A 23031-nucleotide genomic window follows, 5' to 3' on the forward strand; every position below is an offset into this window, starting at 1 on the left:
TCGACTCCGTCCGCCGGCCGTGGGGGACAGGCGCGAAAGGCCCGGGCGGATCGTGCGTTACGCCCACGTTCGGTGCGCGCCGGAGGCCGAGTCGGGCGCCGCGGCTAGCGCGTACCGAGCGGACGGGCCGACGCCACCGGCGTCCCGTCCCTCCGGAGCGCCGATCAGCCGTCCACCGCCTGCTCGCGCGCCCACCGGTAGTCCGCCTTACCCGAGGGGCTGCGCTCGACGGCCGCCCGGAAGACGACCGCCTTGGGGAGCTTGTAGCGGGCCAGCGACGTCGCGGCGTGCGCCACCAGCTCCTCGGCGTCGGCGCGTGCGCCGTCGGCCAGCGCCACGACGGCAACCACCTCCTGGCCCCAGCGTTCGCTGGGCCGGCCGGCGACCACCACGTCGGCCACCGCGGGGTGCGACGCGATCGCCGTCTCCACCTCCTCGGCGAAGATCTTCTCGCCGCCGGAGTTGATCGTCACGGAGTCGCGGCCCAGCAGTTCGATGCTCCCGTCGGCGCGGTGGCGGGCGCGGTCGCCCGGGACCGCGTAGCGGACGCCGTCGATCACCGGGAAGGTCTTGGCGGTCTTGGCCGCATCGCCCTTGTAGCCGAGCGGAACGTAGCCGCGTTGCGCCAGCCAGCCGATGCCCTCGTGGCCGCGCGGCAGGATGGCGGACAGATCCTCGGCCGCCACGAAGGTGTCCGGTCCGGCGTTGAACGTGCCCGTCGAGATCGCTCCCGGCATCGACATGTGGTGCATCTGCGCCCCGGTCTCCGAGGATCCGACCCCGTCGACGACGACGGCATGGGGCAGCGTCTCGATCAGCCGCTCCTTGACGAAGGGGGTCAGCAGGGCGCCGCCGTTGGCGACCACCCCCAGCGACGACACGTCGGCGACACCTTTCTCGACGGCGGTCACCAGTGGGCGCGCCATCGCGTCGCCCACCACCGTCACGACCGCCACCTTCTCGCGCTCGATGGTGCGGACGATGTCCTCGGCGTCCAAATGGTCGACCACCGAAGGGAATACGACGGACTGGCCGGTGCTGATCGCCGTCATCACGCTCCACTGGGCGGCGCCGTGCATCAGCGGCGGCAGGATCATCAACTTGGTGCCCGGACCCGCGGTGGTCCGCGCGACGATCTCCTCGACCGACTGTGCGGGTTCGCCCGTCATGAGGTTGCGCCCGCCGAAGGACGTCATGAAGATGTCGTGCTGGCGCCACAGCACGCCCTTGGGCATGCCGGTCGTGCCGCCGGTGTACAGGACGTACAGGTCGTCGGGCGAGTGCGGCACCGCAGGCGGCTCCGGCGCTACGGAGGCCAGGGCGGCCTCGTAGTCCACCGCCCCGTCCAGCAGGTCGTTGCCGGAGTCGTCGGCGATCTGGATCAGCACGCGCAGCTGCGGAAGGCCGGGCAGGATCTCGGCCACCCGCGGCGCGAACGCCGCGTGGTAGACCAGCGCGCTTGCCCCCGAATCCGCGAGCAGGTATTGCAGCTCGTTCTTGACGTAGCGGAAGTTGACGTTGAACGGGGCGACCCGGGCGGCGAACGTGGCGAGCAGCGCCTCGACGTATTCGTTGCCGTTGTAGGCGTAGATGCCGAGTAGGTCCTGGCCGGCCTCGTGCCCGGCCAGCGCGGAACGTTCGGTGTGGCAGCCCAACCCGCGCGAGTGCAGGTAGGCGGCGAGCCGGTTCGACCGCTCGACCACCTGCGCGTAGCTGTACCGCCGGTCGCCCTGGATCAACAGGTCGCGATCCGGAATTGCCGCCGCGACGGCCGCTACGACGGCGGGTACCGTGAATTCTGTTGCGCTGTCGGTCATCGTGCCTCTCACGGCTGGTGGGGGAGCAGTCGGACCATCAAGCCGTTGGCTTCGGTGAGCAGCGTCCCATCGGCGGCTGTCATAGTAGCGTCAATGAAAACCTTCCTGCCGTCGACGCCGGTGATGCGGCCGTGCGCCGTCAACGGCTCGTCGATCGGGGTGACGCTGCGGTAGTCCACGTGCAGATATCCGGTGCGGGTGGGGGGAATTTCCGCGGTGGAGACCACCATCCCGAACAGCCAGTCGTAGAACAGGGGGATCATGCCGCCGTGCACGGCGTTGTTCCCGCCCACGTGGGCCCGGGTGAAATGCCCGGTCATCGTGACACCGTCGGGTCCGGAGTCCCCGACGTTCCACGGCGGCAGCAGGGGATGGCCCAACCCGGGCAACTCGACGACCCGCCCGGCCGGTGCCCGGCCTTCCGGCACCTGGTGGCCATCCAGCAGTGCGCAGGCCCGCTCGACATGCTCAGCCAGGGCGGCCCACGTGGCGGGGTCCGGGTCGGTGCAGACCGTGAGGTCCTGCAGGCGGCGCATCGCGGCGACGAACCGGCCCAGATCGGGCGGCGCGTCGTCGGCGGGCGTAATCTCCGGGAATCCGCCCCGGGCGTGAGAATCCGTGTCGGTCATGGCCGTGTCCACGCCCGCAGCAGGTCGTCGGTGGTGGTGATCGTCGCCAGCAGCGACAGCGTGTTGGCGATGACCGCGTCGCCGTACTTGGCGGGTATGCCGGCCACGGCGTCCCGCGGCACAACGACGCGGTAGGCCGCGTTGACGGCGTCCATCACGACGTTGGGGATCGCGATGTTGAGCGAGACGCCGACCACGACGATCGTCGACACCCCGAGGTTGCGCAGCACCGCGTCCAGGTCGGTGCCGCCCATCGGCCCGACGCCGTGCCACCGGCTCAGCACCAGATCCGTTGGTTCGGGCCCCAATTCGGGCAGCAAGGCCGCCCCGGGGGAGCCGGGAGTGATGTCGACTTCCTCGTGACCGGCACCGCGACCGATCGCGAAGATCTTGGCGTTGTGGTTGGACCCGAGCCCGTCGGGTCGCCGCTGCACCAGGCAGTGCACGACGTGCACCCCGGCCGCTCGCGCGGCCGGCAGCAGCCGCACGATGTTGGGCAGGGCAACCCGGCGCGCCTCCTCGGCGAGCAGCGCCAGGCCGGCGTCCGGGCCGACGACCGCGCCCTGGCATTCCTGGGTCACGATCGCGGTGTGCTGCGGCGCCGCCAGTTCTCGCAGCGCGGTCATGCGGGCACTTCGTAGAACTGGGTGGCCCATTTACGCAGCGCCATATAGCCTTTCGCGTCCACCTTGGACAGTGGCGGATTTTCCACGTACCTCTGGTAGCGCCAGATCTGCAGATCGTCGAAGACCGTGGACAGGAACTGCTCCTCGATCAGTTCGCGTAACCTGCCCTCCGGCACGTCGGCGGTGTCGCCGGGGATCCGCGGCCACCAGATCGAGTAGAACAGGTCCGAACACCCGTCGTCGACCGGTGTGCAGGTGAAGATCAGCCGATGGTTCTGCGCGCCCTCGAACACGCTGATCGCCCCGCCGAGCCCGAACAGGTGGCTGTGGAACCGCAGCGCGAGGTCCTCGGGGTCGTCGCTGCGCGCGTCCGGCCACCCGGCGACGAAATGCCATTCGTGGTCGACGATCCGCCAGTCCAGCACCCGCGGCGTCACCGTGGCGTGGTGCACGTATTCGAAATGGGCGCTATCGGGGGCGTTCTCCGCCACGATCTGCGGATGTACCGGTTCCCGCTCGGTGCGCCGCGAGAACTCCGGATAGGCCCGGTAATAGGCCGCCGGATCGGTCTCGAACTGCGGGAACTTCCGGAAGATGTCGGGCATCTCCCACTGCGGTTCCTTGCCGTCGGGCTGGTGCCAGACGAAGACGCAGTCGTACTGCTCCCGCACGGGGTACACCCGCAGCCGCAGCGCGCGGTTGGGCCGGTCCGGCTGGTGGGGGATGTGGCGGTTGGTGCCGTCCGGGCCCCAGCGCCAGCCGTGGAAGGGGCACTGGACGCAGTCGCCGACCACCGTGCCGCCGTGCCCGAGGTGCGCGCCCAGGTGTTTGCAGTGCGCTTCCAGGACGTGCAACTCGCCGGTCTGGTCGCGGTAGGCGACCAGGTCCTCGCCGAAGTAGTGCAGCGGCCGGACCTCGCCGACGGGGAACTCGGGGGACCAACCGACCATGAACCACCCGGTGACCTTCCAGGTGAAGGGGACTTCCACGCCGGGGCCTCCCGCGGTCGTTGCTACTAAATTCATTACAGTATAGATTTCAGCAGTCCGGCCCCGTGCACGGCAAGGAGCGAAATGTCGCAAGCGGCTGATCGGCACTTCGAAGCCCTCGTGATCGGTGCGGGGTTTTCCGGGCTATACATGCTGCATCGGCTGCGCGAGCTCGGTGTCTGCACGCGGGTGCTGGAGAGGGCCGAAAACGTCGGTGGCACCTGGCTGTTCAACCGTTACCCCGGGGCGCGGTGCGACATCGAGAGCATCGAGTATTCCTACAGCTTCTCCGAAGAGATTCAGCAGGACTGGGTCTGGACGGAGTCGATGCCGGCCCAGCCCGAGATCGAGGCCTACCTGAACTTCGTCGCCGACCGGCTCGATCTGCGCCGCGACATCCAGTTTCGCACCGAGGTCGTCGCGATGGCGTTCGACGAGGGCGCCGGCGTCTGGACGGTGCGGACCGCGGCCGGCGAGACCTTCCGGGCCCTGTACGTCATCGCCGCCACGGGCATCCTGTCGGTGCCGCTGGAACCGGACATCCCGGGAACGACCGCCTTCGCCGAGACATCCCTGTTCACCAGCCGCTGGCCCCGGGAGGGCTGCGCTCTGGCCGGGAAACGGGTCGGCGTCATCGGGACCGGGTCGACCGGCGTGCAGCTCATCGCCGTGGTCGCGCAGGAAGCCGCGCGGCTCTTCGTCTTCCAGCGCTCGCCGGCCTACACCCTGCCGTGGCGGGTGCGCCGATTCGAGCCCGGTGAGCTGGACGAGCTGAAGGCCCGCTACGACGAGATCCGGGCGGCCCAGCGCGCGCACCCGATCGGCGCTGCACGGCTGAGCGCGTTCTCGGTGCTGCTCGACATGCTCGGCAGGCCGCCGCTGAAATCGGCCCCGCGCGACGAGCAGCTGCGCGCCGTCGAGGAGGGCGGCGTCATGGGGGCGCTGAACTGGGGCGACGTGTTCTTCGACATCGACGCCAACCGGATGGCCGCCAAGCTGTACGGCGAGGCGGTGGCCCGGATCGTCGAGGACCCCGACACCGCCGCCGCGCTGGTGCCCGACCACCCGTTCGCCTGCAAGCGCCCGATCATCGACTACGGCTACTACGAGACGTTCAACCGCGACAACGTCACCCTGGTCGACCTGCGCAGAGAGCCGATCCGCGAGGTGACGGCGAGCGGCATCCGCACCGAGCGCGACGAGTACGCGCTGGACGCCATCGTCTACGCCACCGGCTTCGACGCGATGACGGGCGCGCTCAGCCGCATCGACGTGCGGGGCCGCGACGGGATGTCGCTCGCCGGCTTCTGGGCCGGGGAGGGACCATTGTGCTACCTCGGGTTGGCGGTCGCCGGCTTTCCCAACCTGTTCATGGTGCAGGGCCCGGGCAGTCCGAGTGCGACCACGAACTTCGTCGCCGCGATGGAACAGCACGTGGAGTGGATCGGTGACTGCATCGCGTACCTGCGTGCCAACGGGATCCGCACCATCGAGGCGCTGGCGTCCGCCCAGCGGGGATGGATCGAGCACGCCACCGCGCTGGTGGCCCCGACCGTGCTGGTCCACCCGAGCTGCAACTCCTGGTACAACGGCGGCAACGTGCCCGGCAAGAAGCGGATGTACATGGGCTACACCGGCGGAATCCCCGAATACCGGCGGCGCTGCGACGAGATCGCCGCGGCCGGGTACACCGGGTTCGAGCTGGCTTAGCTGGTTTAGGGTGAGCGTCATGTCCTGGGTGAGCAGGGTTCCCGACGTCGCGCGTGAGTTGGCGATGGTGCTGCCGCGGACGGTGACGGGCCTGCACGAATCGACCGCGTGGAACCCGGTGTCGCCGCGCGGTGTTCGCCAGTTCGGCGAGGTCATGCTGGACGAGTTTGCGCTGAGCGCTTTTTCACTGCTGGGCGGCACCCCGGTGGCCATGCGGCCGCTGACCGCGTGCACCGCCGCGGCCGCGGAACTGTCCGCGCTCGGCATCGACGGCGCGCACGCCGACCCGAAACCCTTGCGGCCGAACTCGACACAGCGACGCAGGGTGGCGGGCCTGGCGTTCGAGCGGATCACTTTCGAGCACGATCCGGCGCTGCCGGCGGCGCTGGAGGCCGACGGCCTGGGCGGCCCGGCCGCAGCGGTCGTGCACGTGTGCCGGCACCGCGACGGCCCGAGGCCATGGCTCGTCTGGGTGCACGGCGCCGGTCAGGGCGGCACCGAAGACCTGTTGCTGACCCGCGTCGGCCGCATCCATCGCGAGCTCGGGTTCAACGTCGCCCTGCCGGTGCAGCCCGGCCACGGGTGCCGGCGCCGCGAGTGGCCGTCGTACCCGGACATGGATCCGCTGGGCAATGTCGCGGGCATGATGCGGGCCGTGTCGGAGGTGCGCGCCGTCGTGCGATGGGCGCAGCCGCAGGCCACTGCCGTTGTCGTAGCGGGGATTTCGATGGGCAGCCCGGTGGCGGCGCTGGTCTCCCACCTCGAGCGGGAGGTCGACGCGGTCGCGCTGTACACCCCGATCCTCGGCCTGAACGCGATGATCGCCCGTCACCTGGGGCGCTGGGGGGCCTCCCGCGGCGGATTCCGCGAACTGCTGGGTTCGCCCGAGGTGGCGCAGCTGACCTCGGTGATCGACCCGCTCAGGACCGAGCCGGCGCCCCCGCCGCATCGCCGGCTCATCGTCGGGGCCTGGCACGACCGGATGGCAATGCGCGAGCCCGCCACCGCTCTGCAGCAGCGCTGGGGCGGGAAGTTGCACTGGTACGACGGCAGCCACGTCGGCCACGTCTTCTCGCGGCGGGTGCAGCGGGTCACCGAGGGATTCCTGCGCGAAGTGGCCGGCGAATCGGTGTCCGGGTGATGACGTCGCCGCGCACGGCCCGCGAAGTGGTCGAACTCTACAACCTCGTGGTCTGGAACGAACGCGACCTCGAATTGGCCGGGGAGCTGTTGGGCGAGAACGTCGTTCGCCACGAGGTCGGCCGGACGCACACGCTGACCCACGCCCAGGCGGTCCAGCGCGTCGCGGACATGTGGGCATCGGTCGATTCGTTGCGCTTCGACCTGAACCTCGTCGTCGACGACGGTCGGCATGTCGCGATCCTGTACGACACGGCCATCACCACCAAAGACGGCACGGAAACCACCATCGCGAGCATCGAGGTGTTCCGCGTCGTCGACGGCAGGATCACCGAGGTCTGGAACTGCGGCTACCAGCAAGGGGTTTGGACATGAGCACCGATCGCACGCTCGACGAATTGGGCTACTACCTGCTGGCCGGGGCCGGTGGTGAGGGGCCGGCCACTCTGATGGACGAGGCGCGCCGCGGCGAGGAGCTGGGCCTCGGGACCGCGTTCATCTCCGAGCGCTGGAACGTCAAGGAGGCGTCTTCGCTCGTAGGGGCCGCGTGCGCGGTGACTGGCCGCATGCAGATCGCCACCGCGGCAACCAATCACAACACCCGCCATCCGTTGATCATCGGGTCGTGGGCGACCACGATGCACCGGCTCTCCGGGGGCCGGTTCACCCTGGGCATCGGCCGGGGCATCGCGGCGATCTACGGGGCGTTCGGCATCCCGGCGGTCACGACCGCGCAGATGGAGGACTTCGCCCACGTCATGCGCCGGCTGTGGCACGGCGAGCTGATCGTCAACCACGACGGCCCGCTGGGCAACTACCCGATCCTGTTCCTCGACCCGGACTTCAACGAGGACATCCGCCTGGCGCTGGTCGCCTTCGGGCCCAACACGCTCGCGCTGGGCGGCCGCGCGTTCGACGACGTCATCCTGCACACCTACTTCACCCCGGAGACGTTGCAGCGGTGCGTCAAGACCGTCAAGACCGCCGCGGAGCGGGCGGGCCGCGACCCCGATGCCGTGCGGGTCTGGTCGTGCTTCGCCACGGTCGGCGACCACCTGCCCGAACCGTTGCGACTGAAGAAGACCGTCGCGCGGCTGGCCACCTACCTGCAGGGCTACGGTGATCTGCTGGTGCGGACCAACGACTGGGATCCCGCTGTGCTGCAACGGTTCCGGGAGGACCCGGTGGTGGCTTCGATCGCCGGCGGGATCGACCACAAGGCCACCGCCGAGCAGATCGAGCACATCGCGACACTGGTCCCCGACGAATGGCTGGAACCGTCGGCGACCGGCTCGGCCGCCCAGTGCGTGCAGCGCATCCGCGCCGAATTCGACTACGGCGTCGACGCGGTGATCCTGCACGGCGCCACCCCCGACGAGCTGCAGCCCGTCGTCACGGAGTACCGCGCGGCCACCGAATAGGCGCGAGCGTGCGCAGTTGTTCCCCCGTAACGGCGTGTCGCCGTACAAACACGCACGCTCGCGGTCGGTGCGCTCAGGGCAGGATGGCGGTGCGCGACACCGGTTCGGCGGCGGCCTGCCGGCTCGAGATGCCGCGCTGCAGGGCGGCGAGCAGGGCGTCGCGGGTCTCGCGGGGGTCGATGAGCTCGTCGAATCCCATGTGTTCGGCCGACCGGTAGGACGCCTGCAGTTCGGCGTCGCGCAGCTGCGCCGTCAGGTCCTCCCCGGCGTGCGAGGCCCTGCTCAGCGCCGCCGCGCTCATCGCGCCCATGGTCGCGCCGGGGTAGGCGAAGGTCGCCGACTGGTGGTCGAAGCCCAGCAGCGACATCACCATCGAGCCGAAGCCGTAGGCCTTGCGCAGCGTCAGGTGCAGCTTGACCGTGGTGGCCGCGGTCTGGGCGGCGAACATCCGCCCGCCGGCGCGCAGCACGCCGCTGCGCTCCGACCGGCTGCCGGGCAGCATCCCCGGGTTGTCGGCGAGGAACACGATCGGCAGGTGGAACGAATCGGCGACCATGATGAAGTGGGCCGCCTTGTCCGCGGCGTCGGCGTCGATGGAACCGGCCAGCACCTGCGGCTGGTTGGCCACCACCGCGACCGGGTGGCCGCCGAGGTGGGCCAGCGCGCAGATGACCGCCCTGCCGAACTGGGGCTGCACCTCGAACCAGTCCGGTGAGTCGAATACCACGTCGAGGACCGCGCGCATGTCGTAGACGCGGCGGTTGTCGCGGGAGACGATGTCGAGCAACTCCGGGGTTTGCCGCGGGCCGCCGGTCTCGGACGGGGGCAGCGCCGCCGGGTAGGACCATGCGCTCGGCGGGAAGTACGACAGGTAGCGGCGGATGTCGTCGAGCACGTCTTCGTCGGCCTCAGCGACGTTGTGGATCACCCCGCTCGGCAGGGCGACGTCCGGCCCGCCGAGATCCTCTTTCGAAATGTCTTCGCCGGTGGACTCTTTGACCACGGGTGGCCCGGCGGTGAAGATCGCGCCCTGCCGGCTCATGATCCGGAAGTCGCACACCGGCGCCACCAGGGCGCCGTGGCCGGCCGAGGGGCCGAGCACCGCGGCGACGGTCGGGACGCGCCCCGAGCACTGCGCCTGGGCGAGCAGGTCGGTCGGGGTGCGCCCGTAGTGCCCGCCGGTGGGGCGAAAGCCGGCGCCCTCGAGCAGCATGACGAGCGGGACCTTGTCGCGCAGCGCCAGCTCGGCGATGCGGTAGCGCTTGGAGTTGCCGCCCGGTCCGATGGTGCCAGCCATGCTGGTGAAGTCCTCGGCGCCCAGCATCACCGGCGAGCCGTTGATCGATCCAGAGCCGACGACGATGCCGTCGGCGGCGATCTCGCCGCCGACCAGGGTGCCGAATTCGCGGAAGGTCCCGGGATCGAGCAGCCGCTCGATCCGGGCGCGCGCGTCGAGCTTGCCCTTGCCGCGGTGCTTGTCGAGCCGCTCCGGCCCGCCCATGGCCCACGCGTGCCGACGGCGACGATCGAGGTCCTCGAGCGTCTCCTCCCAATCCCGGGCTTTTGTCATGCCTATGTCCTACCTCACGGGAGATTCGTGCGCAGCCAGACCAGCAGGGTCACATACTGGATTGCTTACTGTAAAGTCACCGGCATGGCCAGCAGCCCCCGCCTCAAGATCGACGGGGGCATCCCCAATCGCCTCGATCAGGCCGCCGCTGCGGCCGGTGACCTCGAGCGCCAGGGGTATGACGGCGGCTGGACCGCCGAAACCAGCCACGACCCGTTCCTGCCGCTGTTGCTGGCCGCCGAGCACACCTCGCAGATCGAACTGGGCACCAACATCGCGGTCGCCTTCGCGCGCAACCCGATGATCGTCGCCAACACCGGCTGGGACCTGCAGGCGTACGCGAAAGGGCGCTTCCTGCTCGGCCTGGGCACCCAGATCCGGCCGCACATCGAGAAGCGGTTCAGCATGCCGTGGAGCCATCCCGCGCCCCGGATGCGCGAGTTCGTCTCGGCGCTGCAGGCGATCTGGGCCGCGTGGCGCGACGGCACCAAGCTGTCGTTCGAGGGCGACTTCTACACCCACAAGATCATGACCCCGATGTTCACCCCGGAGCCGCAACCCCACCCCGCGCCCAAGGTCTTCCTCGCCGCCGTCGGCACCGCGATGACCGAGGTGTGCGGCGAGGTCGCCGACGGCCACCTCGGTCACCCGATGGTGTCGAAGCGCTACCTCGACGAGGTGACCCTGCCCGCGCTGGAACGCGGCATGCGGCGCCGCGGCCGCGCCCGCGACGACTTCCAGGTGTGCGCCGAGGTGATGGTGGCGACCGGTGCGGACGACGCCGAACTGGCGGCCGCCGCTGCCGCCGTGCGCAAGCAGATCGCGTTCTACGGATCGACACCGGCCTACCGCACGGTTCTGGAGTTGCACGGCTGGGGCGATTTGCACACCGAGCTGCACCGGTTGTCGCTGGCCGGGGAGTGGGACGCCATGGCAGCGCTGATCGACGACGAGATGCTCGCGGCGTTCGCCGTCGTCGGCGGGGCGGACACGGTCGGGACCGCGCTCCGGCGTCGCTGCGACGGTGCGGTCGACCGGGTCCTGCCGATCTTCCCTACCGTCTCAACGACCCGTGTTGCCGCCATATTGAAGGAGTTTCGCCAATGAGCACCACACTGGACGAGGCCGGCGGCCTCCTGGCGGACCCGTTGGCCTACACCGACGAGCCGAGGCTGCACGCGGCGCTGACCCACCTGCGGGCCAACGCACCGGTGTCGTGGGTCGAGGTGCCCGGCTATCGGCCGTTCTGGGCGATCACCAAACACGCCGACATCATGGACATCGAACGCGACAACGCGCTGTTCACGAATTGGCCACGCCCCGTGCTGACCACCGCGGAGGGCGACGAGATGCAGGCGGCCGCCGGCGTCCGCACGCTGATCCACATGGACGACCCACAGCACCGGGTGGTGCGCGCGATTGGGTCGGACTGGTTCCGCCCGAAGGCCATGCGGGCGCTGAAGGTTCGGGTCGAGGAATTGGCCAAGGTCTACGTCGACAAGATGGTGGCCGCCGGCCCCGAGTGTGACTTCGTCCAGGAAGTCGCGGTGAACTACCCGCTGTACGTGATCATGTCGCTACTGGGTCTGCCCGAGGACGACTTCCCGCGCATGCTCAAGCTCACCCAGGAACTGTTCGGCAGCGAGGACACCGAGTTCAAACGGGGCGCGACGAACGAAGACCAGCTTCCGGCGCTGCTGGACATGTTCGGCTACTTCAATGCGGTCACCGCGACGCGCCGCGAGCATCCGACCGACGACCTCGCGTCGGCGATCGCCAACGCCCGCGTCGACGGGGAACCGTTGTCGGACATCGACACCGTGTCGTATTACCTCATCGTCGCCACCGCGGGCCACGACACCACCAGTGCGACCATCTCCGGTGGCATGCAGGCGCTCATCGAAAACCCCGACCAGCTGCAACGGCTGCGCGACAATCGTGAGCTGCTGCCGCTGGCCACCGAGGAGATGATCCGCTGGGTCACCCCGGTCAAGGAATTCATGCGCACCGCCGCCGCGGACACCGTCGTGCGCGGGGTTCCCATCGCCGCGGGCGACTCCGTGCTGTTGTCGTATGTGTCGGGCAACCGCGACGAGGACGTCTTCGACGACCCGTTCCGCTTCGACGTCGGCCGCGACCCCAACAAACACCTGGCGTTCGGCTACGGGGTGCATTTCTGCATGGGTGCGGCCCTGGCCCGCATGGAGGTCAGCAGCTTCTTCTCCGAGCTGCTGCCCAGGCTCGAAAGCATTGAGCTGAACGGCGATCCGGAACTCGTGGCCACCACCTTCGTCGGTGGCCTCAAGCACCTACCGGTCCGCTACTCCCTGACGTGAACCGCCGGACGATCGTGATCACCGGCGCCAGCGAGACGGCATCGGCGCCGCGGCGGCCCGTCGTCTGCGTCGCAGCGGACACAACGTCGTGCTGGTAGGGCGTTCGGAGGCCAAGACCGCCGCCGTGGCCGCCGAACTGGACGCCGCATATTTCGTCGCCGATTTCGCCGATCTGTCGCAGGTGCGGGCGCTGGCCGACAAGCTTCGTTCCGAATACCCGCGCATCGACGTGTTGGGCAACAACGCCGGCGGCATGTTCAGCCGCATGCAGCGCACGGCCGACGGCCACGAGATCACCTTCCAGGTCAACTATCTGGCGCCGTTCCTGCTGACCACGCAGTTGCTCGACGTGCTCATCGGTTCGCGGGCCACGGTCGTCAACACGACGAGCTCGTCACAGAAACTGCTCCACCGCGTCACCCTCGACGACTTCGAAACAACGGACCGCCGCCGGCCCGGCACCGCGTACGCGCTGGCCAAGCTCGCGAACATCCTGTTCACCAGGGAATTGCATCGGCGCTACCACGCCGGGGGTCTTTCGGCCGCGGTGGTGCACCCCGGCTTCGTCAACACCAATATCGGCCACGCGTCGGGATCACGCTTCCTGGTGTGGATGCAGCGCACGCCGGTAAGCCGCCTCATCGCGACCGCGGACCGGGGCGCCGATCAGCTGGTCTGGCTGGCGTCGAGCACACCCGGTGTCGACTGGACTCCCGGCGAGTACTACGCGAAGGGCAAAGTGGCCAGGGCCAATCGCGCTGCCGACGACCCCGTCCTGGCGCGCGAGTTGTGGGATCGCGCGCTGGCCGCGGTCGGCTAGAAGTGCCCATCGGCGCCACCCATGGGGACCAATGACCCTAGGATGCGCCACGGCGGTGCCTAGGGTTGAGGCCAGCTCGTCCCGCAGCACGATTCGAAAGAGGCGCCGCCATGCCATACGACAGCCGCCCGATTGCCGCCAACCGGCCCATGGTCACCGTGGCGATCGACGAGCACGCCGGCCGCACCCTCGCGAAGGCTCAATTGCGCTGGGGGAGTTCGTATATCTTCGGGCGCGGGGTCGCCTATCGCCACCCGTCGGACTGTTTGGCCCGCGAAGCCGGCCAGGAGCTCGCCACCGCGCGTGCGCTCTCGGATCTGGCGGATCAGGTCAGCGCGTTCAGCCGGATCATGAACTGACCAGCACGGAGTACTAGACTGCGAACTCGTGTTGGGAGTTCACCACTCGGCGATCTGCACCGCCGACGTCGAACGCTCGTTGCGATTCTGGCGCGACGGCCTCGGCCTGACTCCACTACTCGACCACGAGTTCACCGGTGATTGGCCGGCATTGTTCGGCACGAGCAGCGACCGGTTGCGGTCGATCTTTTTGGGCGACCCGCAGACACCGGACGCCGGCATCGTCGAACTCGTCGAGTTCGACGGGGCCGACGAGGCGCTGCCGTCGTCGCCGGCGCCCCGGCACGGATTCTTTCTGCTCTCCCTGCAGCGTGACGTCGACGAGACACTCTCCGCGCTGGCCGAATTGGGTTTCACCGACGGTGTTCGCCGGATCGACGTGGCGGCTCCGGCCGGAAAGACCGTCGCGATGGCCGTTGTCACCGCGCCCGACGGCGTGCTGGTCGAGTTGATCGGTGCTGCGCGATGACGGCGCCGACAGCCCTCGTCACCGGCGGTGCATCCGGCATCGGGCGCGAGGTCGCCGGACTGCTGCGCGAGGCCGGCCACGACGTCGTGGTCTGGGACCTGTCCGGCGCCGACATCGTCTGTGACGTCAGCGATCCCGACGCGGTGTCGACGGCGATGGAACAAACCTTGTCCGAGCGCGGGACGCCGACCCGGGTGGTGACCTGCGCGGGAATCGGCGCCTCGGGCATGCTGCTGGACCAGTCACCCGCGGAATGGCAACGGGTGCTGGCGGTGAACCTCACCGGCACCTGGCTGACCATTCGCGCCGCGGCGCAGGCCATGGTCGATGCGGGGGCGGGCGGGTCGATCGTCGCCGTCTCCAGCATCAGCGGCACCCTCGCCGACCGGGACATGGGCGCCTACTGCGTGTCCAAAGCGGGCGTGGACATGCTGGTCAAGGTCGCCGCCGTGGAGTGGGGCGGCCACGGCATCCGAGTCAACGCGGTCGGGCCGGGCGTCACGAGGACGCCGATGCTGGCGAAACCCGAACAGCTTCCCGGCTGGGTGGAGGCGCTGGCCGAGCGCACGGTGCTGGGCGGTGTGGGGGAGGCGACCGACGTGGCGGGTGCCATCGTGGGGGTCCTCGGACTGCCCTGGGTGACGGGCCAGATCGTGCACGCGGACGGCGGCCTGGCGTTGCACAGCCCGATCGACGCGTACGGCCAGCTGCAGAAGGCGATCCGCAAAGGCCCTAGCTGATCCCGAAATCGATGATGCCGCAGATGATTTCGCCGTTGAGTAAGTCCGCGTAGGCGTCGTTGACGTCGTCGAGGCGATAGCGCCGGGTGATCATCTCGTCGAGCTGCAGTTGCCCCGTCTGGTAGAGCCTGGCCAGCCGGGCGATGTCCGCCTTCGGGTTGCACGACCCGAAGACGGTGCCCGCCAGCGACTTGTTCATCAGGATGAAGTCCTGCAGATCGATCTTGACCGACCGGGTCAGCTGCGAGGTCATTCCGGTCAGCACACACGTGCCGCCCTTTCGGGTGAGCTGCAACGCGTCGCGGACATCGGCGGCGGTGATCAGCGACGGCGAGACCACGACAGCGTCGGCCATCACCCCGTAGGTCAGGCCGCGCACCAGGTCCAGCGCCTCGTCCACCGCGGCCACACTGTGCGTGGCGCCGAACCGCAAGGCGGACTGCCGTTTGAACTCGACCGGATCGACGGCGACGATCTGCGCGGCGCCCCCGATCCGGGCGCCCTGGATCGCGCCCGTGCCGATCCCACCGGCGCCGACGATCACGACGGTGTCGCCGGCGCGCATGTTGGAGCGGTTCGCGACCGAACCGTAGCTTGGACAGATGCCCGAGATCGCCGCCGTCGCCGGTGTGGTGCCGGAACGTGCCGTCGGTGGGCATGCCCGGGGTCAGGGTGCCGATGCCCGCGTCGCAGATGTACTCCATCCCGCTCGCGCACCAGCGGCACTGCCCGCAGACGGCGACGAACGACATCACCACATGGTCGCCGACCGCGAAATCGGTTACTCCCGAACCGATGTCGCGCACGATGCCCGAACCCTCGTGTCCGCCGATCGTCGGGAACATGGTCGGCAGGCCCAGCGACCGCAGCACCTCGTTGGGTGCCGACATGTCGCCCTTGAGGATGTGGTCGTCGGAGTGGCACAGGCCGGCGGCCATCTCGACGAGGACCTCGCCGGCGCGCGGCGGGTCCAGCTCGAACTCCTCGACGGACCAGGGGCCGCCGACGTCGTGCAGGACCGCTCCTCGAGTTTTCAAGCGGCTTCTCAAGCGGCCGGGGCGAGCGCCAGGTCCGTCACCCGGTCGAACAGGCTGTTCAGCATGACCCTCGTCTCCAGCCGGGCCAGGTGCATGCCGAGGCACATGTGGATGCCGCCGGCGAACGCGATGTGGGATTGGCGCAGCCGGTGAATGTCGAATACCCCGGTGTCGGTCCAGCGGCGCTCGTCACGGTTGGCCGAGCCCATGCACAGGTCGATCTGCGCCCCGGCGGGGATCGTCTTGCCGCCGAGTTCGATCGCCTCGGTGGTGGTCCGCATGACCATGGTCGGCGGGGTTTCGAACCGCAGGCCCTCTTCGATCGCCGCCGCAATCAACGACCGGTCGCGGCAGACCGCCGCCAGCTGCTCGGGATGGGTCAGCAACAGTTACAGCAGGTTTCCCGACGACCGGTAGGTGGTCTCCAGGCCGGCCGGCAGCAGCAGGCGCAGGAACGCGATGATCGCCTCGTCGGTCAGCTTCTCGCCGTCGATCTCGGCGGCGACGAGGTCGCCGATGATGTCGTCGGTGAGTTGGTGGCGCCGCTGCTCGACCCGCTCGAGGAAGTAACCCTGCAACTCCGCCGCCGCGTTCAGCCCGGCGACGATGTCGGTCGGGATCGAGATGAGCTCCAGCGATAACCGCCGGAAAAGGTCGAGGTCCTCGGGCGGCAGGCCCAGCAGCCTGGCGATGATCCGGGTCGGGAACTCGAAGGTGAGCGCCTGCACCAGGTCAGCCTCGCCGTCCGCCTCGATCTCGTCGACCAGCCGGTCGCAGACCGGCCCGATCACCGACGGCTCCCAGCGCTGCAGCGCGGTGGCGCGGAAGGCCTTGGCCACCAGGTTGCGGTGGTCGTGGTGTTCCTTGCCGGCCATCGCGAGGATGGTATGGCCCATCACCAGCCCGATCGTCTTGTCGTAGCCGGCCGAGATGAAGACCCGGTCGTGGCGGAAGGCCTGGGACGCATGCCTTCCTCAGTACCGAACTACACATCGTCGCAGCGACGTTCAGCGGCTTCGACTCGGTGGTCCCGGACTGGGTCGTATCCCGGGAGTACCGGGCGTTGCACGCGCAGGCACTGCGCCGCGTGTTCCGATGTAACAGGCGGAGACTTACACCGGGGTGAACTTGGTGATCAGCCACTTGCCGTTGATCCGGCTCATGCGCACGAGCGCGCTCCTGAGCGCCAGCGACGGTTGCGGGTTGTCCTTGATCTTGGTGGTCTGATCGACGAAGACCAGGACGACGGCCGAATACGGCTGCAGCTCGGTCACCGCGGCCCCGGTCACATGGGCCGTGGTTTTCAGCGACTTCTGTTTGGCCGCCGGAGTTACGACCTGCTTGGTGAAATCGTTGTAGTAGGACAGGAAGTCCCCGCCCAGGTACGACCTTGCGGTGGCGAAGTCCTGGTCCAGGGTGTCCGACGAGTAGGACAGCAATGCGACGGTCCCGTCGGAGGCGATTCCTGCCACGGCGCGGGCGACGCCGGGATCGGTCTGCTGGTCGGGCCGGAACTGCTTGAAGTAGAGCCATGTCGCCACGCCGCCCGAGATCAGCAGCAGCACGATCAGGACCACGGAGAGGGCCTTCGAGTTGAGCACCGCCCGCGTCCGGACCAGACGTGGGCGTTTCGGCCGGGACGCGGAGTCGACCGCTTTCTCTTCCTCCGCGAACGGCTCACTCGCCTGATCGTCGAAGTCCGTTTCGGGCGAGTCGATCTCGGCATCGGCGGCGACGTCGTGCAGATGGTCGGTCACGGTACGTACTCAACTTTCGACATCTTGTACTGTCCGCCGACATCGGCAATGGTCACCCTGAGCCGCCACATTCGCGGTGGTTGGTCCTTTCCTGGTGGGGAATTGGTGACCCGCGAGGTCGCCGACACCAGCACCACCGCCGAATCCCCCTTCATGGACTCGACGGCGGCGCCGTTGATGGTTCCTTCGGTGACGGCCTTCGACTGTTCGACCACCGCGATGAAGTCTTTCGCCCGATTCTTGAAATCGTCTTTGAATTCGCCCGTGGCGCTGTCGATCACGCGTTGGACGTCCTCCTGGGCCTTCGTGTAGTCAAGCGAGATCATGTTCGTCACGCCCTGCTTGGCCCCGGCGACGTAGGCGGCCTGGCGTTGCTGGTAGCGGACGGCGTCCCGATGGTGGAACACCGCGTACATGCTGAACGCGGCGAAGCCGATGATGAGCAGGACCGCGGCGACTTTGGAAGCCGCGGTCGGCGAGGGCAACCGGCGTCGCCATGCCTCCGAGCGGTTCGCCGGTTCCGGGGGCGACTCGGCGTGGTCCTCGTCGACGGCCGCCTCGTACGCCCGCTCGTAGGCCTCGCCATACTCTTCGTCGTACTCTTCGTCGTACTCCCCGTCGTAGTCTTCTTCGTCCGTCTCGTCGTAATCGTCGTAGTAATCCGCGTCGGCGGCCGCGGCGGCCGCATCCCCGTAGTCCTCGGCGGCCTCGGCCAGCGCCATCGCCTCGCGCCGCAACCGGGCGGCGCGGGCACGCGCGCGGGCGGCGGCGGCCAGCGCCTCGGCTTCGGCGGCTTCGGCTTCGGCCTCTTCGGCCAGGGCCATCGCCTCGGCCCTCGACGTGGCCTCCGCCACGTCCTCCGGCATGGCCCCCGGCCCGGCGGAAGCCTCGAACGGTTCGTCCGCCTCAGTCATCGCGCCTGCCGCTCGTCACCATCATTATCGACTGAACTCCGGTATCTCTTACTGTATTGCCCGCTGCTAACATCGAGCCGCCGGCGAACTGCGACGAGGACCGAATAGGCGGATGACCACCCCCCACCCAGCGTCTCTCCTCTGCATGTTTTGCGGCGACGATCAATTGCCAAGGAAGGTCCTTCCGGCATCATGACCGCTGTCGACTCTCCCGAAAAGATACTCTTCACCTCCACGACCCAAGCCTTTCTGCAAAAAGAAGCGCCGCTGAGTCGCGTCCGTGAACTGCACGCCGCGGGCATGTCGTTCGACGCTTCCTGGTGGCGGCGCGCCGCCGAACTCGGGTGGACGAGCCTGCTTGTTCCCGAGGACTTGGGCGGTGGCAGCGTCTCCGACAGCGGCCTCGCGGACCTGGCCATGGTCGCCGAGCAACTCGGCAAAACGGTGGCGCCCGGGCCGTTGTATCCGGTCAGTGTCGTGCTGGCCGGCCTCGCCGGGTGCGCCGAACGCCACGCGCATGCCGCCACGATCGACGCGCTGATGTCGGGCGAGTTGGTCGCGTCGTGGGCCGTTGCCGAGCCGGGCCGGGGATGGGCCCCGCTGGACCCGTCGGTGACGGCCGCTGAAACTGGTTCGGACACCGGCTCGGGCTACCGCATCGACGGCACCAAAGACCGCGTCGAGGCCGGCGCCCAGAGCGCCCTGCTGCTGGTGGTGGCGCGGTGCGGTGAGGGGATCCGGCAGTTCCTGGTCCCGACGGACGCGCCGGGGGTCCGTATCGAGCCTCAACAGTCGGTGGACCTGGTCAAGCAGTACGCGCGGGTGCATTTCGACGGTGTCCTGGTGGCAGAGGCCGCGGCCGTGGGCGCCGCGGACGAGAGCACCGCGCTGATCGGCCGGCAGAGCCAGATCGCCCAGGTCCTGCAGTGCGCCGAGGTGGTCGGCGTCCTGCAGACGGTCTTCGACTTCACCGTCCAGTGGGCGCTGGACCGGCACACCTTCGGCCGCCCCCTGGCGTCCTACCAGGCGCTCAAGCACAAGTTCGCCGACATGAAGCTGTGGTTGGAAGCGTGCCGGGCCACCACCGCCGCGGCGGTCGCCGCTGTCGCCGCCCGGGCGCCGACGGCGGGGCTGTCGGCCAGCATCGCCAAGTCCTACGTCGGCGAGATGGCCGGCCAGATTGTTCAGGCGTGCGTGCAGATGCACGGCGGCATCGGCGTCACCTGGGAGCACGACCTACACCTGTATCTGCGGCGAGTCACGTTGTACCGCGCCATGTTCGGGACTCCCGAGGAACACAATCAGCTCGTGTATGCGTGGCACGCGGAGGCCAAGACGGGCCGCGCCGGGCAATGACGCCGACCGAATCGGTCGCGGAGTTCGCCGCGCGCGCCAGGGCGTGGCTGGCACAACACATGCCCACGATCGACCCGGACTGCCCGCCGCCCGCCCCGCGTGACGACGAGCGGGCCTGGGCCAGGGCGCGTGAGCTGCAGGGGCGGCTCTACGAGGGCGGATTCGCCGGCATCTGCTTTCCCCGCGAATACGGCGGCCTGGGGCTGGACTACGAGTACCAGAAGGCCTTCGACGCGGAATCGCTCGGCTACGAGATGCCGCTGATCCTCAACACCCCGACATTCACCATCTGCTGCGCCACGCTGCTCGACACCGGCACCGAGGAGCAGAAGAAGCAGCACATCGCCGCCGCTTTGCGAGGCGACGAGGTGTTGGTGCAGCTGCTGAGCGAACCCAGCGGCGGATCCGATCTGGCCGGTGTCATCACCCGCGCCGAACGCCACGGCGACCGCTGGGTGATCAACGGCGCCAAGACGTGGAGCACCAGCGCCTTCGCCGCCGACTACGGCCTGTGCCTGGCCCGCACCAACTGGGATGTGCCCAAACACGAAGGCCTGACCATGTTCCTGGTGCCCATCGCCCACCCGGGTGTCACGTTGCGGCGCATCACCATGCTCAGCGGTTCCACCGAGTTCTGCGAGGAGTTCCTGGACGGGGTGGACGTCGGTGACGACGCCGTCGTCGGCGCGGTCGACGGCGGCTGGGCGGTCGCGTCGCGGCAGCTGTACCACGAGCGCCGGGCGGTGGGGCAGGGATCGGAGTTCGCCAGCGGCAGCGGCAGCGAGGGGGGCAACGCCAATCCCGTCGACTTCGTCGACCTGGCGGACAAGACCGGCCGGGCCGGCGAGGCGCGCGTGCGGGAAATGGCCGGCCGGGCCCTGGTCCACCGCGCGGTCGCTGAGCAGTTGATCGCGCACGTGTACCGCAGCGTCAGGGACGGCGCGTTGCCGCCGGCGGCCGGAACGCTGATCAGGCTGTTCCATTCCGAAACCGTGACCCTGGATGTGGATACGGCGCTGGCGATCGCGGGGGCCGCGGGCGTCGTGGGGGAGCGCGGCAACGGACTCGAGACCGGGCTGCGCTACCTGTCGCGGCAAACCGTCGCCATCGGCGGCGGCACCACCGAGATGGCCCGCAATGTCATCGGCGAGCGGGTGCTGGGCTTCCCGCGAGAATACGCCGCCGACCGCGGTGTGCCGTTCAACGAAGTCCGCCACGGCCAGTTGCGCTAGCCCCGATCAGATTCGGACTCCTCGGCGAAGACGTTGTCGGCACAGCTGCTGACCGTGGGGATCTGCACGATCGACAACACGTGGTGGGCCGGGCTGCCGGGCGCGGCCACCAGCACGCATTCGCCGCCCTGTCTGCGGGCACGGTCGCGGGCGTCGGCCAGCGCGCTGACGCCCGCCGACCCCAGATGGGTGACCCCGCTGAGATCGATCGTCAAAGATGCTATGCCCGAACGGCTTTCGACGGCGATCCGGCGGTCCAGGATGGATGCCGTCTCCGAGTCGACATCACCGCTGACGACGATGCGGCCGTCGTCGCCGATCACCGAGGTGAATTCGGATTCGGTTGCGTGCTGATGAGGAACCCGGCTGATCAGCGTGTCGGCGAGGAAGTCGGCCGGACGAGACAGGCGGTGCACGACACTGGCGGTCGTCCCGCCGGCGCCGTGGCTGATCTGCGCCTGCGACACCAACGCCTCGGCCATGGCAAGCCCCCGCCCGCGGCCCTTCTCGCCCGCGCGGTAATCCTTCCACGTGCCACGGTCGGACACCGAGGCGTGCAGGTTGCCGTCACCGGCCAGTTCGGCCTCGACGACGATTTCCTTGGGTTCTCCCGGTTCTCCCGGTTCTCCCGGTTCTCCCGGTTCGCCGGAAGCCGCGGCGCCGTAGCCGTGCTCGACGGCGTTCTCCACGAATTCCGAGATCGCGTGCACGACGTCGGATGTCTCGTCGGGGTCGGCGCCGATCTCCGACAACCATGTGCGCAGGCGGGCGCGAACCGCGCGCGCAGTATGCAGGCTGGCGTCCAGCGTCAGCCGCAAGGGCGGCGGCGGCGTGCGCCGCTGGGCGGCGAGCAGCGTGACGTCGTCGGTGTAGCCGGTCGACCGCAGCAGCAACTCGAGCGTCTCCGAGCAGATCCGATCGATCGGCCGTGCGGGGCTGTCGAGGACGAACCCGCTGTGGCCGGCGGCGACACCGGCCGCCAACTCGGCGAACTCGGCGGTGCTGGCGCCCAATGGCCGGCCCGGCCGTTCGATCAGACCGTCGGTGAACAGCAAGATCACATCGCCCACGTCGAGGACCGCGGTGCGCACCGGAAAACCGGTGCCGCTGCCGAAAGGGCCCGCGCCCGAGGGCTCCAGGTACCGCGACTTCGCGTCGGTGGTCACCAACAGCGGTGGCGGGTGACCGGCGGTGCAGTACCGGAACTCCCCGGTGCTGTAGTCGAGGGAGCCGATGCACACCGTGGCCGACTTCGAGCCGGGCACGAACCGGTGGAAGCGGTCGACGGCCTCGAGCGCTTCGGGGATCGTCTGCCCCGCCAAGATCTGCATCCGCAAGGCGGTGCGCAGTTGCGCCATCGCCGCCGCGGCTTCGACGCCGTGGCCCACCACGTCGCCGACGGCAAGAACGAGCCGATCGCCCAGGGGCACCGCCTCGAACCAGTCGCCGCCGGCCGCGGTGTCCTCCGCGGCGACGAGGTACTGGGCGGCGATGTCGGCGCCGGGGACCACGGGTACCGACGGGGCCAGCAGAGCCTGCTGCATGACGATGGCCGAATCACGCGCGTTGCGGTAGCGCTCGGACAGCTCCTCCATCCGCGCCTCGGCGGCCGAGCGGGCCCGCACCCGGTTCGTGACGTCGTCGAACAGCATTTGTACGCCCTCGATCGATCCGTCGACGCCGTGCCGGGCCGTGACGAGGAAGTCGAAGAAGCGTTCGTGGACTCCCGAGCCGTCGAAGTCGGCCTGCAGCCGCCATTCCCTCCCCGACTGCGATTCACCGGTCGTGTACACCCGGTCGAACATCTGGTAGATCTGCTGACTTTCCAGCTCGGGAAAAACCTCGCGCGCGGGCAGGCCGATGGGGTCGAAAGCCGGATGGAATGCGCGGAACGCCGCGTTGACCGCCACGAATCGGTGATCAGGCCCCTCGAGCCCGACCAGCATCACGGGGACGTTTTCGAAGACGCGGCGTACGTTCTCGGCCGCATCAACGGGTCCGTCCCGGTCGTTCTCGGCCACCATATGGCCGTCCCTCCTGCGGAACCTCCCACCGGCCTGGTCGCAAATGGACGCGAAGTCGCCAGGCCCAATGCGTCGACGTATTCGT

At 69.1% G+C, this 23031-nt stretch carries 19 protein-coding genes and 3 pseudogenes; 12 read left to right on the forward strand and 10 right to left on the reverse strand.

All coding sequences use genetic code 11. The features are described from left to right. Positions 1 to 164 precede the first annotated feature (164 nt). From AB8998_RS09885 to AB8998_RS09900, 4 genes are read right to left on the reverse strand one after another with little or no spacing between them, the layout of a single operon-like run. Positions 165 to 1817: an acyl-CoA synthetase gene (locus AB8998_RS09885; RefSeq protein WP_369737744.1), complete on the reverse strand. Its 1653-nt coding sequence runs from the start codon at positions 1815 to 1817 to the stop codon at positions 165 to 167. An 8-nt stretch (positions 1818 to 1825) separates the two neighbouring features. Continuing rightward, entirely contained in the window at positions 1826 to 2446 is a 621-nt protein-coding gene (locus tag AB8998_RS09890) for a PaaI family thioesterase (RefSeq protein ID WP_369737745.1), read from the reverse strand. Next, complete coding sequence (locus AB8998_RS09895) at positions 2443 to 3072, reverse strand: cysteine hydrolase family protein (RefSeq protein ID WP_369737747.1); 630 nt, start codon at positions 3070 to 3072, stop codon at positions 2443 to 2445. The genes AB8998_RS09890 and AB8998_RS09895 overlap by 4 nt, the downstream gene beginning before the upstream one ends. Continuing rightward, entirely contained in the window at positions 3069 to 4061 is a 993-nt protein-coding gene (locus AB8998_RS09900) for a Rieske 2Fe-2S domain-containing protein (RefSeq protein ID WP_369737749.1), read from the reverse strand. The genes AB8998_RS09895 and AB8998_RS09900 overlap by 4 nt, the downstream gene beginning before the upstream one ends. An 84-nt stretch (positions 4062 to 4145) precedes the next feature. Here AB8998_RS09900 and AB8998_RS09905 point away from each other — a divergent pair, with 84 nt between their 5' ends. Genes AB8998_RS09905 through AB8998_RS09920 form a run of 4 tightly spaced genes read left to right on the forward strand, consistent with a single transcriptional unit; the run spans position 4146 to position 8332 of the window. Continuing rightward, positions 4146 to 5771 (forward strand): flavin-containing monooxygenase, encoded by a 1626-nt coding sequence (locus AB8998_RS09905; RefSeq protein WP_369737750.1) that lies wholly within the window; start codon positions 4146 to 4148, stop codon positions 5769 to 5771. 19 nt (positions 5772 to 5790) lie between these two features. Further along, the gene (locus AB8998_RS09910; protein ID WP_369737751.1) at positions 5791 to 6912 is read left to right on the forward strand and encodes a PHB depolymerase family esterase; all 1122 of its coding nucleotides are present in this window, start codon (positions 5791 to 5793) and stop codon (positions 6910 to 6912) included. Then, positions 6912 to 7286 (forward strand): nuclear transport factor 2 family protein, encoded by a 375-nt coding sequence (locus tag AB8998_RS09915; RefSeq protein WP_369737752.1) that lies wholly within the window; start codon positions 6912 to 6914, stop codon positions 7284 to 7286. The genes AB8998_RS09910 and AB8998_RS09915 overlap by 1 nt, the downstream gene beginning before the upstream one ends. Continuing rightward, entirely contained in the window at positions 7283 to 8332 is a 1050-nt protein-coding gene (locus tag AB8998_RS09920; protein ID WP_369737753.1) for a TIGR03857 family LLM class F420-dependent oxidoreductase, read from the forward strand. The genes AB8998_RS09915 and AB8998_RS09920 overlap by 4 nt, the downstream gene beginning before the upstream one ends. A gap of 73 nt (positions 8333 to 8405) precedes the next feature. On the opposite strand, the gene AB8998_RS09925 is transcribed toward AB8998_RS09920, so the two are convergent. Continuing rightward, positions 8406 to 9902, reverse strand: coding sequence for an acyl-CoA carboxylase subunit beta (locus AB8998_RS09925; protein WP_369737755.1), 1497 nt, complete (start codon positions 9900 to 9902; stop codon positions 8406 to 8408). A gap of 84 nt (positions 9903 to 9986) precedes the next feature. Here AB8998_RS09925 and AB8998_RS09930 point away from each other — a divergent pair, with 84 nt between their 5' ends. From AB8998_RS09930 to AB8998_RS09955, 6 genes and pseudogenes are all read left to right on the forward strand, one after another. Next, positions 9987 to 11009, forward strand: a complete 1023-nt coding sequence (locus AB8998_RS09930) for an LLM class F420-dependent oxidoreductase (protein ID WP_369737756.1) — start codon at positions 9987 to 9989, stop codon at positions 11007 to 11009. Positions 11010 to 11017: 8 nt separating this feature from the next. Beyond that, complete coding sequence (locus AB8998_RS09935; RefSeq protein WP_369741501.1) at positions 11018 to 12238, forward strand: cytochrome P450; 1221 nt, start codon at positions 11018 to 11020, stop codon at positions 12236 to 12238. Beyond that, a pseudogene (locus AB8998_RS09940) lies at positions 12235 to 13058 on the forward strand (SDR family NAD(P)-dependent oxidoreductase). The gene AB8998_RS09935 and the pseudogene AB8998_RS09940 overlap by 4 nt, the downstream one beginning before the upstream one ends. A 110-nt stretch (positions 13059 to 13168) precedes the next feature. Then, positions 13169 to 13417, forward strand: a complete 249-nt coding sequence (locus AB8998_RS09945) for a dsRBD fold-containing protein (RefSeq protein WP_369737757.1) — start codon at positions 13169 to 13171, stop codon at positions 13415 to 13417. A gap of 28 nt (positions 13418 to 13445) precedes the next feature. Continuing rightward, the gene (locus AB8998_RS09950; RefSeq protein WP_369737758.1) at positions 13446 to 13886 is read left to right on the forward strand and encodes a VOC family protein; all 441 of its coding nucleotides are present in this window, start codon (positions 13446 to 13448) and stop codon (positions 13884 to 13886) included. Then, the gene (locus tag AB8998_RS09955; RefSeq protein ID WP_369737759.1) at positions 13883 to 14626 is read left to right on the forward strand and encodes an SDR family NAD(P)-dependent oxidoreductase; all 744 of its coding nucleotides are present in this window, start codon (positions 13883 to 13885) and stop codon (positions 14624 to 14626) included. Before AB8998_RS09950 ends, AB8998_RS09955 begins: the two co-directional genes overlap by 4 nt. Here the strand turns inward: AB8998_RS09955 and AB8998_RS09960 are convergent. The 4 genes and pseudogenes from AB8998_RS09960 to AB8998_RS09975 form a co-directional block, all read right to left on the reverse strand. Continuing rightward, a pseudogene (locus AB8998_RS09960) lies at positions 14619 to 15663 on the reverse strand (zinc-binding dehydrogenase). The gene AB8998_RS09955 and the pseudogene AB8998_RS09960 sit on opposite strands and share 8 nt — an antisense overlap. 17 nt (positions 15664 to 15680) lie before the next feature. Then, a pseudogene (locus tag AB8998_RS09965) lies at positions 15681 to 16625 on the reverse strand (cytochrome P450); the annotation flags it as partial. Between the two features lie 150 nt (positions 16626 to 16775). Continuing rightward, positions 16776 to 17381, reverse strand: coding sequence for a hypothetical protein (locus AB8998_RS09970; protein ID WP_369741502.1), 606 nt, complete (start codon positions 17379 to 17381; stop codon positions 16776 to 16778). 35 nt (positions 17382 to 17416) lie between these two features. Continuing rightward, entirely contained in the window at positions 17417 to 18286 is an 870-nt protein-coding gene (locus AB8998_RS09975; RefSeq protein ID WP_369741503.1) for a hypothetical protein, read from the reverse strand. A 240-nt stretch (positions 18287 to 18526) separates the two neighbouring features. Here AB8998_RS09975 and AB8998_RS09980 point away from each other — a divergent pair, with 240 nt between their 5' ends. Together AB8998_RS09980 and AB8998_RS09985 are read left to right on the forward strand one after the other, a co-directional pair. Then, complete coding sequence (locus AB8998_RS09980; RefSeq protein WP_369737760.1) at positions 18527 to 19690, forward strand: acyl-CoA dehydrogenase family protein; 1164 nt, start codon at positions 18527 to 18529, stop codon at positions 19688 to 19690. Further along, on the forward strand, positions 19687 to 20922 hold the full coding sequence (locus AB8998_RS09985; protein WP_369737762.1) for an acyl-CoA dehydrogenase family protein: 1236 nt from the start codon (positions 19687 to 19689) through the stop codon (positions 20920 to 20922). Before AB8998_RS09980 ends, AB8998_RS09985 begins: the two co-directional genes overlap by 4 nt. On the opposite strand, the gene AB8998_RS09990 is transcribed toward AB8998_RS09985, so the two are convergent. After that, positions 20919 to 22946: a SpoIIE family protein phosphatase gene (locus AB8998_RS09990; RefSeq protein WP_369737763.1), complete on the reverse strand. Its 2028-nt coding sequence runs from the start codon at positions 22944 to 22946 to the stop codon at positions 20919 to 20921. The two genes, AB8998_RS09985 and AB8998_RS09990, sit on opposite strands and share 4 nt — an antisense overlap. Positions 22947 to 23031: the final 85 nt, after the last annotated feature.

The sequence above is a fragment of the Mycobacterium sp. HUMS_12744610 genome, assembly GCF_041206865.1.
Taxonomy (GTDB): Bacteria; Actinomycetota; Actinomycetes; order Mycobacteriales; family Mycobacteriaceae; genus Mycobacterium; species Mycobacterium servetii.

Coding starts and splice junctions, on each gene's coding strand:
- AB8998_RS09910 (WP_369737751.1), top strand. CDS start 5,791: ATGTCCTGGGTGAGCAGGGTTCCCGACGTCGCGCGTGAGTTGGCGATG.
- AB8998_RS09915 (WP_369737752.1), top strand. CDS start 6,912: ATGACGTCGCCGCGCACGGCCCGCGAAGTGGTCGAACTCTACAACCTC.
- AB8998_RS09890 (WP_369737745.1), bottom strand. CDS start 2,446: ATGACCGACACGGATTCTCACGCCCGGGGCGGATTCCCGGAGATTACG.
- AB8998_RS09885 (WP_369737744.1), bottom strand. CDS start 1,817: ATGACCGACAGCGCAACAGAATTCACGGTACCCGCCGTCGTAGCGGCC.
- AB8998_RS09975 (WP_369741503.1), bottom strand. CDS start 18,286: ATGCCGGAGGACGTGGCGGAGGCCACGTCGAGGGCCGAGGCGATGGCC.
- AB8998_RS09895 (WP_369737747.1), bottom strand. CDS start 3,072: ATGACCGCGCTGCGAGAACTGGCGGCGCCGCAGCACACCGCGATCGTG.
- AB8998_RS09985 (WP_369737762.1), top strand. CDS start 19,687: ATGACGCCGACCGAATCGGTCGCGGAGTTCGCCGCGCGCGCCAGGGCG.
- AB8998_RS09930 (WP_369737756.1), top strand. CDS start 9,987: ATGGCCAGCAGCCCCCGCCTCAAGATCGACGGGGGCATCCCCAATCGC.
- AB8998_RS09955 (WP_369737759.1), top strand. CDS start 13,883: ATGACGGCGCCGACAGCCCTCGTCACCGGCGGTGCATCCGGCATCGGG.
- AB8998_RS09905 (WP_369737750.1), top strand. CDS start 4,146: ATGTCGCAAGCGGCTGATCGGCACTTCGAAGCCCTCGTGATCGGTGCG.
- AB8998_RS09925 (WP_369737755.1), bottom strand. CDS start 9,902: ATGACAAAAGCCCGGGATTGGGAGGAGACGCTCGAGGACCTCGATCGT.
- AB8998_RS09980 (WP_369737760.1), top strand. CDS start 18,527: ATGACCGCTGTCGACTCTCCCGAAAAGATACTCTTCACCTCCACGACC.
- AB8998_RS09990 (WP_369737763.1), bottom strand. CDS start 22,946: ATGGTGGCCGAGAACGACCGGGACGGACCCGTTGATGCGGCCGAGAAC.
- AB8998_RS09920 (WP_369737753.1), top strand. CDS start 7,283: ATGAGCACCGATCGCACGCTCGACGAATTGGGCTACTACCTGCTGGCC.
- AB8998_RS09945 (WP_369737757.1), top strand. CDS start 13,169: ATGCCATACGACAGCCGCCCGATTGCCGCCAACCGGCCCATGGTCACC.